At 66.3% G+C, this 13600-nt stretch carries 13 protein-coding genes; 8 read left to right on the forward strand and 5 right to left on the reverse strand.

Translation table 11 applies throughout. The annotated features are described in order from the left end of the window. Positions 1-15: 15 nt before the first annotated feature. From C9I57_RS05590 to C9I57_RS05610, 5 genes are all read right to left on the reverse strand, one after another. Positions 16-1011, reverse strand: coding sequence for a LysR family transcriptional regulator (locus tag C9I57_RS05590; RefSeq protein ID WP_107149629.1), 996 nt, complete (start codon positions 1009-1011; stop codon positions 16-18). A gap of 92 nt (positions 1012-1103) precedes the next feature. Next, entirely contained in the window at positions 1104-1901 is a 798-nt protein-coding gene (locus C9I57_RS05595; protein WP_107149630.1) for a hypothetical protein, read from the reverse strand. A 2-nt stretch (positions 1902-1903) separates the two neighbouring features. Beyond that, positions 1904-2809 carry a substrate-binding domain-containing protein gene (locus C9I57_RS05600; protein ID WP_181321732.1) on the reverse strand — a complete coding sequence of 302 codons (906 nt, stop codon included), beginning with the start codon at positions 2807-2809 and terminating at the stop codon, positions 1904-1906. 99 nt (positions 2810-2908) lie between these two features. Beyond that, positions 2909-3331, reverse strand: coding sequence for a c-type cytochrome (locus tag C9I57_RS05605; protein ID WP_018438874.1), 423 nt, complete (start codon positions 3329-3331; stop codon positions 2909-2911). 154 nt (positions 3332-3485) lie between these two features. Beyond that, positions 3486-5327: a methanol/ethanol family PQQ-dependent dehydrogenase gene (locus C9I57_RS05610; protein ID WP_258187531.1), complete on the reverse strand. Its 1842-nt coding sequence runs from the start codon at positions 5325-5327 to the stop codon at positions 3486-3488. 611 nt (positions 5328-5938) lie between these two features. On the opposite strand from C9I57_RS05610, the gene C9I57_RS05620 reads away from it, so the two are divergent. The 8 genes from C9I57_RS05620 (at position 5939) to fae (ending at position 13527) form a co-directional block, all read left to right on the forward strand. Continuing rightward, on the forward strand, positions 5939-6331 hold the full coding sequence (locus C9I57_RS05620; protein WP_107149634.1) for a 4a-hydroxytetrahydrobiopterin dehydratase: 393 nt from the start codon (positions 5939-5941) through the stop codon (positions 6329-6331). Between the two features lie 339 nt (positions 6332-6670). Beyond that, positions 6671-7699 carry a beta-ribofuranosylaminobenzene 5'-phosphate synthase family protein gene (locus C9I57_RS05625; RefSeq protein WP_107149635.1) on the forward strand — a complete coding sequence of 343 codons (1029 nt, stop codon included), beginning with the start codon at positions 6671-6673 and terminating at the stop codon, positions 7697-7699. Positions 7700-7742: 43 nt separating this feature from the next. After that, positions 7743-8669: an NAD(P)-dependent methylenetetrahydromethanopterin dehydrogenase gene (locus C9I57_RS05630; RefSeq protein WP_107149636.1), complete on the forward strand. Its 927-nt coding sequence runs from the start codon at positions 7743-7745 to the stop codon at positions 8667-8669. A 44-nt stretch (positions 8670-8713) separates the two neighbouring features. Next, positions 8714-9922, forward strand: a complete 1209-nt coding sequence (locus C9I57_RS05635; protein ID WP_107149637.1) for an ATP-grasp domain-containing protein — start codon at positions 8714-8716, stop codon at positions 9920-9922. Continuing rightward, positions 9897-10925 carry a methenyltetrahydromethanopterin cyclohydrolase gene (gene mch, locus C9I57_RS05640; protein WP_107149638.1) on the forward strand — a complete coding sequence of 343 codons (1029 nt, stop codon included), beginning with the start codon at positions 9897-9899 and terminating at the stop codon, positions 10923-10925. The genes C9I57_RS05635 and mch overlap by 26 nt, the downstream gene beginning before the upstream one ends. 29 nt (positions 10926-10954) lie before the next feature. Next, positions 10955-11959 (forward strand): ATP-grasp domain-containing protein, encoded by a 1005-nt coding sequence (locus C9I57_RS05645; RefSeq protein WP_107149748.1) that lies wholly within the window; start codon positions 10955-10957, stop codon positions 11957-11959. Further along, complete coding sequence (locus tag C9I57_RS05650; protein ID WP_107149639.1) at positions 11952-12830, forward strand: triphosphoribosyl-dephospho-CoA synthase; 879 nt, start codon at positions 11952-11954, stop codon at positions 12828-12830. The genes C9I57_RS05645 and C9I57_RS05650 overlap by 8 nt, the downstream gene beginning before the upstream one ends. 187 nt (positions 12831-13017) lie before the next feature. After that, positions 13018-13527, forward strand: coding sequence for a formaldehyde-activating enzyme (gene fae / locus C9I57_RS05655; protein WP_107149640.1), 510 nt, complete (start codon positions 13018-13020; stop codon positions 13525-13527). Positions 13528-13600: the final 73 nt, after the last annotated feature.

Below are 13600 nucleotides of genomic sequence, written 5' to 3' on the forward strand. Positions count from 1 at the left end.
TAGCTCAGAGCCCGTTCATCCCTCGTCGGCGCCATTCGAAGGGACTTCCTGCGCCGCGACGCGCGACGCTTTCTTTTGCGGAACGAAGCCGCCATACTCGCGCTCGAGGGCAGGCGCCGCATGCTCGAGCAGGAACCGTCTGAAGAGGACGCACGTCGGCGAAAGCTGCTTCGTGCGCATGTGTACGATCTGCCAGGTGCGCTCGATGGGCGTGCCGTTCACGTCGAGCAGCGCAAGCTCTGCCGAACGCAACTCGAGCAGCAGCGTGTGCAACGAGATCAGGCTCACGCCCATGCCCGCGATGACGGCCTGCTTGATCGTCTCGTTGCTGCCGAGCGTGACGATCTTCGCCGGCGTGAAAAGGTGCTGACGAAACATTTCCTCGGCCGCCATGCGGGTGCCGGAGCCCGGCTCGCGCAACAGGAACGTGTCGCCGCGCAACTCCTGCAGATCGAAGCGCCGCGCGCCGACGAGCGGATGCGTGAGCGGCGCGATGAGGACCTGCGGATGTCTGGCGAGCGGCTCGGTCACAGTATCGAGCTCGGCGGGCGGCCGCCCCATCAGCGCGAGGTCGATCGCGTTGTCCTGCAGGAGGCGCAGCAGCATCTCGCGGTTGCCCACCGAGAAATGGACGTCGACCTTCGGATATTGCTTCGAATAGAGCGCGAGCAGCTTGGGCGCGAAGTAAGTCGCGGAGCTGACGATGCCGACCGCAATGGACCCGCTGTCGGCGAGCTGAAGCGACATCATCGCGTCTTCGGCATCCTTGATCTCGCCGAGGATGCGGCTCGCGTGATGCGTGAGGCGCTCACCGGCCTCGGTCAGCGTGAGCTTGCGTGCGACGCGCTCGAACAAGGCGAGCCCGATCGCCTCCTCGAGTTGACGAATCTGCATCGAGATGGCGGGCTGCGTCAGATGCAGCTCCTCCGCCGCGCGCGCGAAGCTTGCGTGGCGACTCGCGACGATGAAGATTTGCAGCTGCCGCAGAGTCAGCGAGCGAATGAAGTTCACGGTCGGCCCTTACATCTTGCAGGGAGGGGGAAGCGACGGCGCGCGGGCCGAACCGCCGCGGGCACCGCCAAGCGGACACCCGCGTGCTGAGGCTATCGGCTCGCCCGCGGCGCGCCGGAAGACTTCTCGGGTGCCGTCTTGCCGGACTCGGGCAACTTGCGCACGGCAGCCTGGAACGTCAACGTCTCGGTGCTCAGCGGATGCACGAAGTCGTTGTTCGGGCCCGGCACTTCGGTGCGAATCCGCGCGACCCCGCCCGGCAATGCGTCGGCGAGCTCGAACGTATAGCGCTTGCCGGTGTACTGCGGAAACCGATCGGCGTTCGGATCGTTGAGATAGGGCTGAACGACGATCTGCCGCACGGCCACGGGCTTGCCGCCGATGCGGCTCGTCGCCGACGCGATCGTCGGCCCTTGCGCGAGCGCGAGCCGCAAGCGCTGCTGGAAGTAGCGCTTCTGCCCGCCGGTCAGCGTTTGCATCTCGCTGATGTCGCGCTCGAGGAAGTAGATGATGACCGGGTTGCACGGCAGCCCGCTCGTCGGCAACGGCACCGCGCCGCTGTGATCGGAGACTTTCGCGTCGCCCTTCGTGTTGCCCTGGCTCGTGACGAGGACGCGCACGACGTCGGCCGCGCCCGCGTCTTTCCCCGAGGCTTCCATCGCGTAGTCGAGTTCCGTCTGCGGCGCGACATCGTGCAGATGATCGGTCGTGAAAATAAGCTTCTCGGCCGGTGTGATTTCGGTCGACGGCTGCGACGCCGCGGAGGCGGCCTCGTTCGTCGCTCCGCGCGCGGCGAGCGGGCCCAGTGCGCCCGCTAGGGCGAGCGCCAGCAGCGACGCGAACGCGCTTGCGCGAGAAATGCGGCTCAACGGCCGCCGTACGCGTTTCATCGCTAGTCGCCTGCCTTCTTCTCGTCGGGCGTATCGATCGGCTTGAGGAGCGGCACGTTGTAGCTCGTGAGAATCCGGTCGATTTTGTCCTGGTTGGCGCCGATCCATTGATCGACCTTGTCGTGCCACGCCTTTTCGCCGTGGCGCACTCCCATCGAGATTCGATAGTCGAAGTGGATGTCCTTTTCCGGCGGGAACGGCACGACCCTGACCGCATCGCCGGCACGCTTCGCGAAGTAAGCGCCGATGGGCCCCCAGATGAACGCGACATCGATCTTGCCGGCCGTGAGGTCACGCTCGATCAGCTCGCCGGGGTAAGCTGCCGGATCGCCGCTTTGCACTTGATACGAGTAGGCCTGATCGATCAGGTTGTGCGCGAGCAGCCAGTCCACCGCCGGCGTCTGCGAAAAGATGCCGAAGTGCAGCTTGTGCAGTTCATCAGGTGGCAAGCGCAACAGATCGTCGGGCGTCTTGATGTTGGCATACTCCGGCTTGTTGGGCACCACCATGATGTACGTCGAATGCAGGTAGGGCTGCGTCGTCGCCGTCAGATCATAGCCTTTCGGCACACCGATGATGAGATCGCACTTGAAGCGCTCGCTATTCGGCAGCTTTTCGCGCAGCGTGTGGCGCACGAAGCCCATGCGCTGCGGGAAGTAGGTGTACTCGACCTTGTAGCCGAAATCATGGGCCATCTCGGCCGCGATCTTGTTCTCGTAGCCTTCGCCCTTGTCATTCGAGAGCGGCATGTTGTTCGGATCGGCGCAAACTCTCAGCACGCCGTCCGCGCCGTCGTTGTTCGGCAACGTTGGGCCGTCCGCGCGCACAGCCGCGCTCGCAAGCGCGGTGGCGCCGAGCGCCACGACCAAAAGCGCGGTATGCGCGGACATTCGTTTGCTGTGACGCATCGATGACCTCCGGAAAGATGGACAACCCTATGCTCGCATCCGCGCGCCGCCCGCTTGCGGAAGATCCGCAACGGGGGCGCAGGGCATTCGGCGCCGGGTTTATTTTCCGTCGTCGAGCAGTTTCAGATCGCCGGGAGGAATTTTGCCGTCCGATCGCCCTTTCAGATAGGCGTAGAGATTCTCCCAATTCTTTTGCATCCGCTCGCTCGAGCTGAAGTCGGGCATACCCTTGGCCACGCGGCCGCCGAATACCGTGCGATGGAATTCGTTCTTGTCGATCTGCTTGAGTGCGTCGATGAGCGACGGTCCAACCATTCCCTGCTGCTGAGCGCCGTGACAGCGCTCACAATCGAGGGCTCGCCACGTATGCCAGCCGTCGAACGTCTTCTTGTCGACCGCGTTGCCTTCGACTTTGTATGCCACCTGCTCGGCCATCGCCGGTTTGGACTGCGCATAGACAACCGGCAATGCGACGACGGCGACGGTCATTGTCGTCAGCAACAAGATTGAGCGGCCTTTCATACCAACGTCTCCTTCATTGTGATGCCCTGACACACTTGGCTTTGCGCGGGCGCGAGTAAAAAACGATGCCGGTGCCGCGAGCCGCGAACTCGCCATCAAGACACCGGCCGCGCGGCGTCCAACGACTTCCAACTTCTGCCGGCTACCGCCGGTTTCAGCTCTTTTCGGCGGAAGGCAACGCGAAGATGAAGAGCGTGCCGCCGAGCGCCGTGTACTTCGCGAGCTCACGATAGCCACCCACGGCGCCGAGACCTTCGCTCGACTTCTTCAGACCCGCGGCGAGACCGATGCCGGCCCACCCGCCGATGCCCGAGTACACGCCGACGTACTGCTTGCCGTCGTACTCATAGGTAAAGACGTTGCCGATGATCCCCGAGGGCGTCTTGAACTTCCAGAGCTCCTTGCCGGTCTTGACGTCGACTGCCTTGAGGTAGCCCTCGAGCGTGCCGTAGAAAGCCACGCCGCCCGCCGTCGTCAGCGCACCGGACCAGACCGAGAACTTCTCGGGCTTGGACCAGACGATCTTGCCCTTCGCGGCATCCCAGGCGATGAAGTTGCCCATCGAGTTTTCAATCGTCTTGCCGGCGTTCGGCCCGCCCTTGCCCGGATCGCTCGGCCCCGGGAACATCTCGAGCGTCGCGCCGACGTACGGCTGGCCGGCTGTGTAATCGACCTCGAACGGCTCATAGTTCATGCAGACGTGGTTCGTCGGCACGAGGAAGAGGTTCGTTTGCGGATCGAACGAAGCCGGTTGCTCGTCCTTCGAGCCCAGCGCCGACGGGCAGATGTTCTTGACGTTGTGATCCGCGCCGGCGGCTTGCGTCGAATACGCCGCGACACGCACCGGAAGACCGCTCTTCATGTCGATGCTCGAGGCCCAGTTGACGGCCGGGTCATACTTCTGCGCGACGAGCAACTGGCCTGTTTCGCGATTCAACGTATAGCCGAAGCCGTTGCGGTCGAAGTGCACGAGCGTCGGCACCTTGCTGCCGTTGATCGTGAGGTCGGCCAGGATCACTTCGTTGACGCCGTCGTAGTCCCATTCGTCATGCGGCGTCATTTGATAGACCCACTTCGCCATGCCCGTATTCAAATCGCGAGCGAAGATCGACATCGACCACTTGTTGTCGCCGGGCCGCTGCGTCGGGTTCCACGTACCGGGGTTGCCCGTGCCGTAGTAGACGAGGTTCAGCTTCGGATCGTACGAATACCAACCCCAGGTCGTGCCGCCGCCGAGCTTCCACTGATCGCCCTTCCACGACTTCAACGAAGAGTCCGCGCCGACCGGCACCATCTTGCCGTCGGAATAGGTCATCGTCTTTTCGGGGTCCAACAGCATCTCGTTGTCGGGACCGGTGCTGTACGCGGTCCAGGCCGGCTTGCCGTCCTTGATGTTGTAGGCGATGACACGGCCGCGCACGCCGAACTCGCCGCCCGAGATGCCGGTCAGCACCTTGTCGCCGAATACGTGCGGAGCGTTCGTGTTCGTTTCACCCTTCTTCGGATCGCCGTTCTTCGCTGTCCAGACGACGTCGCCCGTCTTCGCGTTCAGCGCGACGAGCGTCGTGTCGGCCTGTTGCAGGAAGATCTTGCCGTCGCCATAGGCGAGACCGCGATTGACCGTGTCGCAGCACATCACCGAAACGACCTGGTCCTCCTGCTTCGGCTCGTACACCCATAGAAACGTCTGATCCTTGAGGCTGATCGCTGTCACCTTGTTTGGAAACGGCGTATGCATATACATCGTGTCGCCGATGACGAGCGGCGAGCCTTCGTGACCGCGCAGCACACCCGTGGACATCGTCCACGCGACCTGCAGGTTCTTCACGTTGTTCGCGTTGATCTGCTTGAGCGTGCTGTACCTGTGATTCGCGTAGTCGCCGGCCTGGGAAGCCCAGTTCGACGTGTTCTTCATTGCTGCATCGAGATCGGGATCGGCTTGCGCCAGCATCGAATTGAGGCCCGCGGTAACGAGGATCGCGAGCCCAAGAACCATGGTGCGTAAGTTCATGTCTCCTCCAGAATTGTCTTGCTGTTCAACTCACGAACGAATGACCCACGCTACCTCATCGCACCGGGCGCGCCCTCACGGATGCGGGTAACGATCCACGCCGCTCACCTGCTTCTTTTTGTGGGCTCTCTCCTGCATCAGCTACCCGAGAGCCGTTCCGTTATGCTTGATCGCTGCTGCTCGACTTGCCGCTTGCGCTTTGGGCGGCAGGCTTCATGGCGTATGGCGGGGCAACGCATATTCCATGCCGATCTGCGCTTCTCGCACTGCAGCAAGATCGGACCGGACGCGGCAAAGCCGTACTGTGCGGCCTTCCCAAGCAGGCGCCGCGCGCGGGCGGCGAGCGTGCGTCATGTGGCTCCGGTTGAGCGTCGCAGCCGTCGCCGCAACGAAACGTGCCGGACCGCTCGTCTCGAAGCGAGACATACTGTGTCAATTCCGCGATAGCGGCGTGGGCAGGCCGCGCGGACGAGCGTTGCGGCAGCGACAGCCGGTCGCCGCGCCTCGACGCATGGATCGGGGGTCCGCCGCTTGCGGGTCCGGTCTTTATTTGGTGTCTAATCTTTCTTTGGTGTCCTAAACGAGGAGCGAAAGTCATGACCCATCAGGAGCGCGTCTATTCCGAGGAAGAGATTCGCGAGCGTCTCGTCGGTCCGCTCGAACACTGGTATTTCGACGACGGCTGGCTGCGGCGCAAGTACCGCACGGAAAGCTGGAAAGGAACGTTGATGGTCGTGAACACCGTCGGCCATCTTGCGGAGGCAGCCTGGCATCATCCGGACCTCACGGTTTCCTATGCGTTCGTCATCGTCAAGCTGATGACGCACACGGCCAAGGGCATCACCGACAAGGACTTCGCCCTCGCGAAGAAGATCGAGGAAGTCGTTCAGTGGCAACCGGGGCGCGAAGGCGGCCCACTCGAGGGTACGCCGTCCGACGATCAGCGTTTTCGCTATATCAAGTACGACGCGCCCAAGAACAATCCGTGACAAGGTTGACCCACGGTTCGCCGCAGCCGCAGCCCCTGCCCTGCGGCGGGACCCGCCGGCTTCCCCGAGACGGCCTTGCCCGACGACCCGCACGCCGCCCGCGCCAGCCGGTGGCCTGATTCAAGCTCACAAGCGGCCGCGGGAAAGCCCCGCAAGCGGTGACACAGTGCGCCTCGCCCGGCACAAAACGCTTAGGCCAATGCGTCGCACGGAGCGCGAGGCCGTCAAACCGGCATACAGCCGAACCGCGCCGCCGCTCGGCGGGGCGGGCAGCTCGAGGATTGGTACGGCTCCTGCTTGGCATCCGCCGGCTTCAAGCCCCCTACGAGGATCCTTGCGATGCCGCTTCATTTTCGTCGTCCCGCTCATCGCGCCACCGTTACCGTGGAGGCGCCCGCCCGGCTGCACCTCGGATTTCTCGATCCCAGCGGCTCGCTCGGTCGCGTCTTCGGCAGCATCGGGCTCGTGGTCGACGGCCTCGGTACGCAGATCGATGCGCGCATCGCCGAATCGGACGTGATCGGCGGCCGGTGCTCGATCGAAGAGCGCGAGCGTATCGCCTTGTGCCTCGACCGGCTGCGGAGCGCATACGGTGCAACGCCCGTCGCCATCGACGTCGTGCGCACGCCGCGCGCGCATAGCGGCCTCGGCTCAGGCACCCAGCTCGCGCTCGCCATCGGCACGGCCTACGTCCGCCTCGCCGGAAAAGCCGCGACGACAGCCGAGCTCGCCGAGCTGTTGGGCCGCGGGCGCCGCTCCGGCATCGGCATCCTCGGCTTCGATTCTGGCGGGCTCATCGTCGACGGCGGAGCCCGCTCCGACAGGAATGCCCGCGGCTTGCCGCCGCTCGTCGCGCGCCAGCCGTTTCCCGACGATTGGCGCGTGCTGCTCGTGACGGACCATTCGCGCGAGGGCCTCTCTGGCGAAGCCGAGCGCCGCGGCCTGGCGGCGTTGCCGCCGTTTCCGCGCGCCCTTGCCGCCCATCTCTGCCACCTCGTGCTGATGGAGATCGTGCCCGGCGCCGCCGAATGCGACTTCGAGGCGTTCGGGCACGGCATCACCGAGATGCAGCAAACGATCGGCGAGTATTTCGCGCCCGTGCAGGGCGGCGTGTTCTCGAGCCCCGACGTCGAAGCAGCGCTGCGCGCGGTGGCGGCTCGCCACCGAGCCGGAATCGGACAGACATCGTGGGGGCCGACAGGGTTCGCATTCCTGCCCGATCCGCAGGAAGCCGAAGCGGCACTGCTGACGGCGCGCAACGCGGCGAGCGCCAAGCCCCATATCGAATGCGCGCTCGTGACCGGCCGCAATCGCGGCGCCGTCGTCCGGATCGCCGGCATGCACGAAGCGCGCATCGGAGCCGCCTGAGCGATCACCACCAAACCCAAGACAGCAACGCGAGTGCTCCGCCATGTCAGATGCCACTGAAAGGCCCTATATCCTCCACATGCTCACGGCCACGCCGCAGATGAGCCCGTTCGACGTCAACATGGCGGCCGATGCCGGCTACCAGGTCATCGTCCCGTACTGCGGCGTCGATGCGGGCATGGTCACCAATCTCACGCAGGACGCAATCTTCTCGCGCGGGCCGAAAGGCGTATCGCGTACGGGCATCTTCATCGGCGGGCGCGACGTGATGCTCGCCGCCGACATGCTCGAGACCGCGCGCAAGTCGATGGTGCCGCCGTTCGAGGTCTCGGTGTTCGCCGATCCGAGCGGCTCCTATACGACGGCCGCCGCGCTCGTCGCGCTCGTGGAGCGACATCTGAAGCGCGCGCACGAGATGGAGCTCGGCGGCAAGCGCGTGCTGATTCTCGGCGGCACGGGCGCCGTCGGCCGGGTGGCGGCCGCGATGGCCGCATCGCTCGGTGCCGACGTCACGCTCGCGAGTCATGCGTCGCTCTCGCGCGCGCAACAAGTCAGCGAAGAGATCAACGAGCGCTTCGGGATCGCGACGACGGCGGTCGGCGTCGAATCGCCCGAGGCGCTGCGCGGCGCGCTCGCCGACACGGAGATTCTCCTCGCGACGGCCACGGCCGGCGTGCAAGTGGCGAGCTCGGACGATCTCGCGCACGCGCGGCGCCTGCTCGTCGCGGCCGACGTCAACGCCGTGCCGCCGGAAGGCATCGCCGGCGTCAACGTGATGAACGACGGCAAGCCGATCGGCCCGAACGGCGATGCAAGCCCGATCGGCATCGGCGCGTTGGCAATCGGCAACGTCAAATACCAGGTCGAGCATCGGCTCTTCGTGCAGATGCGGACGAGCAAAAAGCCGGTCTATCTCGGCTTCCCTCAGGCGTTCGACGAAGCGCGCGCCGTCGCCGCGGGCCTCGGCTGACGCCCATGCCCGATCGTGCTCACGCTTCACAGGCATCGATGCAGATGGTCTCGGTCGCTCCCTCCAGTGCGGCGCCGCTCGTCGCCGTCGCGGCGCTTTCCGCTCGCATGCTCGCCGAGTCCGCCAGGCAGGCCGGCCTGCGTGTGGCCGCGCTCGACCTGTTCGGCGATCGCGACACGCGCGCCGCGTCGTCGCTCTGGTTCGACGTCGGCGGCAAGACGCTCGCGATCGATCGCGAGCGGCTCGTCGCCTCGCTGCGGCGCGTCGCTCGACTGCCGCGCGTCGTGGGCTGGATCGCGGGCAGCGGCACCGAGCCGCTCATCGACGAATTGAGCGAGATGCGCGGCCTGCCCATGCTGATCGGCAACGACTCGCGGGCGGCCGCCGCAGTGCGCGATCCGTCGCGGTTCTTTCCGCTGCTCGACACGCTCGGCATTGCCCATCCGCCGATCTCGACGACGCGGCCGGCCGAGCCGGGGTGGCTCTTCAAAGAGGCCGACGGCTGCGGCGGCACGCACGTCGTGCCGGCCGCGAATGCGCCGCGGTGGGCCGAGCCGGGTGCGCGACTGGGCTATTTCCAGCGCCGGGCGAACGGACGACCGTTTTCCGCGCTGTTCGTGGCCGCGCGCGGCCGCGCGCAAGTGCTGGGTTTCGCCGAGCAGCTGACCGCGGCGATCGGGGCTTCGCCGTTCGTTCATACCGGCTCGATAGGACCCGTCGAATTGCCGGAGGCGCTCGCGCGCCGCCTGCGCGACGCCATCGCCGCCGTCACCGCGCACGCCGGTCTCACGGGTCTCAACAGCTGCGACTTTCTGCTCGACGGCGACGACTTCTCGCTGCTCGAAATCAACGCGCGCCCGTCGTCGACGATGGCGCTTTACGAGGTCGCCTGGCGCGAACACTGGCCGTTCGGCCTCATCGCCTGTCATCTCGACGCCTGCCTGCGCGGGCTACTGCCGAACGCGCCTCGCGGCCGTGCCGCGCGCTGCGCGGGTCAGCAGGTCCTCTTCGCGCCGCGTGCGCTCACCTGCTCCACCGCGCTCAGTGATGCCTGCGCGGCGGACCCGGGCTGCCGCGACGTGCCGATGCCGGGCACGCGCATCGAAGTGGGCCAGCCGCTCGTCACGCTCGTCGCCACGGCGTCGTCGCGCGACACGGTCGAGCAAGCCCTCGACAACGAACGCGAGCGCATGCTCGAACGAATCGACACCTTTGAAGAGCCTGATCATGTCCTCCTCGTCAAGCACGGCTAGCGGCCCTGACGGCCTCGCGACGCTCAGCGTCAACGCCCTGAGCGAGCCTCTCGTCGCCCGCCTCCTCGACGAAGCGGGGCGGCTGCGCGTCTCGTCGACTCGGACGGAAGCCGGCACGGTGCTCGTCGATGCGGGGGTCGCCGCGGCGGGCGGCATCGAGGCCGGCGTGCTCGTCGCGCGTATCTGCATGGGCGGACTCGGTGACGTCGCCGTGCGCTCGAGCCTCGAGAGCGCGCCGATCTGGCCGACGATGGTGGACGTGCAGACCTCCTGGCCCGTGCTCTCGTGCCTCGGAAGCCAGTACGCGGGCTGGAGCCTCTCGGCAACGAAGGAGCAGACCGGCGGCAAGAAGTTCTTCTCGCTCGGCTCAGGGCCGGCGCGCGCGCTCGCCGTGAAAGAGCCCCTTTTCGCCGAGCTCGGCTATCGCGATCGTCATGCGCGCGGCGTACTGGTGCTCGAAGTCGATCGTCTGCCGCCGCAAGTCGTCATCGACAAAGTCGCGCTCGACTGCGGACTCGCGCCCGAAACCCTGACGATCGTGACCACGCCGACGCACTCCATCGCCGGCACGGTGCAGGTCGTCGCGCGCGTGGTCGAAGTCGCGCTGCACAAAACGCATGTGCTGGGCATCGACCTCGCCGAAGTAGTCGAAGGGTCGGGCTCGGCGCCGTTGCCGCCGCCGGCGCCCGACGGCATCGCGGCGATGGGCCGCACGAACGACGCGATTCTCTACGGCGGACGCGTCCATCTCACGGTGAGGACCGACGCCGCCGCGAAGACGCTCGCGCAGCAATTGCCCGCGTCGAACTCGCGCGACTACGGGCGCCCCTTCGCCGAGATCTTCACGTCGTTCAATTACGACTTCTATCAGATCGATCCGGCTTTGTTCGCGCCGGCCGAGGTCTGGGTCAGCAGCCTCGAAAGCGGCGCGACCTGGCACGGCGGGCGCGTCGACGCCCGCCTGCTGCACGAGCAATGGAGCGGCCCCGCCGACGCATCGTGACGATCGCTTCTCTCCCCGATCTCGATACGATGGCGACGCCGAGCCATCTGCGCGTCGCGATCATGACCGACGAGACCGGCTGGCACACGGGCCGCCTGAAGAAGGCGCTGCGCGCGCGCGGCGTCGAGGCGCGTTGCGTCGATCTGGCCGACTGCCGCATCGATACGACATGGGCGCCGCACGGGCTCGCCGTGCCCGGCTTCGGTCGCGGCCTGCCCGACGCCGTCTTCGTGCGGGCAATAGCAGGCGGCACGTTCGAGCAGGTGACGCTGAGGCTCGGTATTCTGCACGCGCTGCGCGAGCTCGGCGTGCCCGTCTACAACGATGCGCGCGCGATCGAGCGCAGCGTCGACAAGTCGATGACGAGCTTTTTGCTGCATCGTCACGGCGTGCCGACGCCGGCAGCCTGGGCGTCGGAATCGAGCGCGTTCGCACAAAGGCTCGTCATGCGCGAAGCCGCCGCGGGGCGGCGTCTTGTCGTCAAACCGCTGTTCGGATCGCAAGGCCGCGGCTTGCGGCGCGTCGGTGCGAAGCGTCGTGGGCCGTCGGCCGGGCAGCTTGCACCGCTGCCATCGCTCGCGGCTTATCACGAGGTTGCTTACTTGCAGCGTTATGTGGAGCACGCACGCCGGGGCGCGGGGTTCGACTGGCGCGTGCTCGTCATCGGCGGCCAGGCCGTTGCGGCGATGCGGCGGGTCGGCGGCAAAGGCTGGATCCACAATTTCGCACGTGGTGCGCGATGCGAGCGCGCCGAGCTCGACGCGGCGCTTGCGCAAACGGCCATTCGCGCCGCCCGCGCGCTCGAGCTCGACTATGCCGGCGTCGACCTGATTCCAAACCCCGATCGAGCCGACGAACCGCTCGTGCTCGAAGTCAATGGCGTCGCGGCCTGGCGCGGATTGCAATCGGTCGTCGAAGTCGACATCGCGCGCGCGCTCGTCGACGATCTGCTCGATCGCAAGCTCGCGGCGATCCGTAGCGAAACCGGCGTCGACGGCGCCGGCATCGTGGCACTCCCTCAGCGTCATGGTTGAAGCGCTCCATTCTCACCAACCCTTGCTCGCGAAAGCCTATAGCGCGTTTCTCGCGGCTTGCCGGCTCGACGTCGAGGTTGCCAAACCGGGCAACGTCAGCGCGCAAAGTGCGGGGCACGGCATGGTCGCCGCGCAGTTCATCGCAAGCGCGAAGGCGTCGGCTGGTCCGCTCTTCATAAGCGGCGCGTCCGTCGGCACGCGCATTTTCGAAGCGATCCGCGCGACGCGCGCGGCCGTCGATTGCAACACCAACCTCGGCATCGTCCTGCTCGTGGCGCCGCTGGCCGCCGCGCTCGACGCGTTCACGGCACCGCCGCGCGCGAGCGCCTGGCGCGCCGAACTCGAGCGCACGCTCGCGCGGCTCACCGTCGACGACGCGCGCGCGGCCTACCGCGCCATCGCGCTGGCGAACCCGGGCGGGCTCGGCGACGCGCCCGAGCAATCCGTCCATGCCGAGCCGACCGTCGATCTGCGAACGGCGATGTCGCTTGCCGCGGAGCGCGACAGCATCGCACGCCAGTATGCGAACGGGTTCGCCGATATCTTCGAGCGCGGCCTGCCCGCCGTGCTCGACATGCCGGAGCAACACCGCGAGCTCGCGATTCTCGAAGCCTTCTTCACGTATCTGAGCGGTTGGCCCGATTCGCACATTGTGCGCAAGCACGGCGTGCCGCTGGCGCAGAGTGTCACGCTCGCGGCGCGCTCGCAGCATGCGCGCTGGCGCAACGCACTGACGAATGATGAGCCGGCGGCCGCAGTGGAGCTCGATCGTTGGGACTCCGAACTGAAGACGCGCGGACTGAACCCGGGCACCAGCGCGGACCTCGCGGTGGCCACGATGTTCGTGGTGTTGAGCGCCGCCACCCCATGAGCCGAGCGGAAGATGGCGCCGCGGCGATCGCGCCCCGACTGGCATGAAAACTGTTAGGTAACGCCACCGTGCATCGATTCGACAACTACGCGCCCGGCATGCGCCCTCGCATGAACGGCGCGCCGCACAAATCGCTCGAGGGCGCCCAACACACAGAAAGTCCATATCCACCGATTGGAGGAAGAGCATGGCCAAGATCAATCGCGTCCTGGTAGGTGAGTCGCTTATCGGCGACGGCAATGAGGTCGCGCACGTCGACCTCATCATGGGACCGCGCGGTTCGGCCGCGGAGACCGCGTTCTGCAACGCACTGACCAACAACAAAGACGGCTTCACGACGCTGCTCGCGGTCGTCGCGCCGAACCTGCCCACCAAGCCCAATACGGTGCTGTTCAACAAGGTGACGATCAAAGGCGCGAAGCAAGCGGTGCAGATGTTCGGTCCCGCGCAAGCCGCTGTCGCGCGCGCCGTGGCGGACTGCGTCGAGGCCGGTACGATCCCGAAGGATGAAGCCGACGACATCTTCATCTGCGTCGGCGTGTTCATCCACTGGGAGGCCGAGGACGACACCAAGATCTTCGACTTCAACTACAAAGCGACGAGGGAATCCATCGAACGCGCGATCGCCGGCACGCCGACCGCGGCCGACGTGGTTTCGCAAAAGGCATCCGTCCACCACCCGTTCTCGCCGAAGTAACGCGTCCCACTTTCGAGGCGAGCAGGCGGTCATGCTCGTTCCGGCCGGGGGGCGCGTGCCCCCCGGGACGCTG

The organism is Trinickia symbiotica (genome assembly GCF_003028655.1).
GTDB classification, from domain to species: Bacteria; Pseudomonadota; Gammaproteobacteria; order Burkholderiales; family Burkholderiaceae; genus Trinickia; species Trinickia symbiotica_A.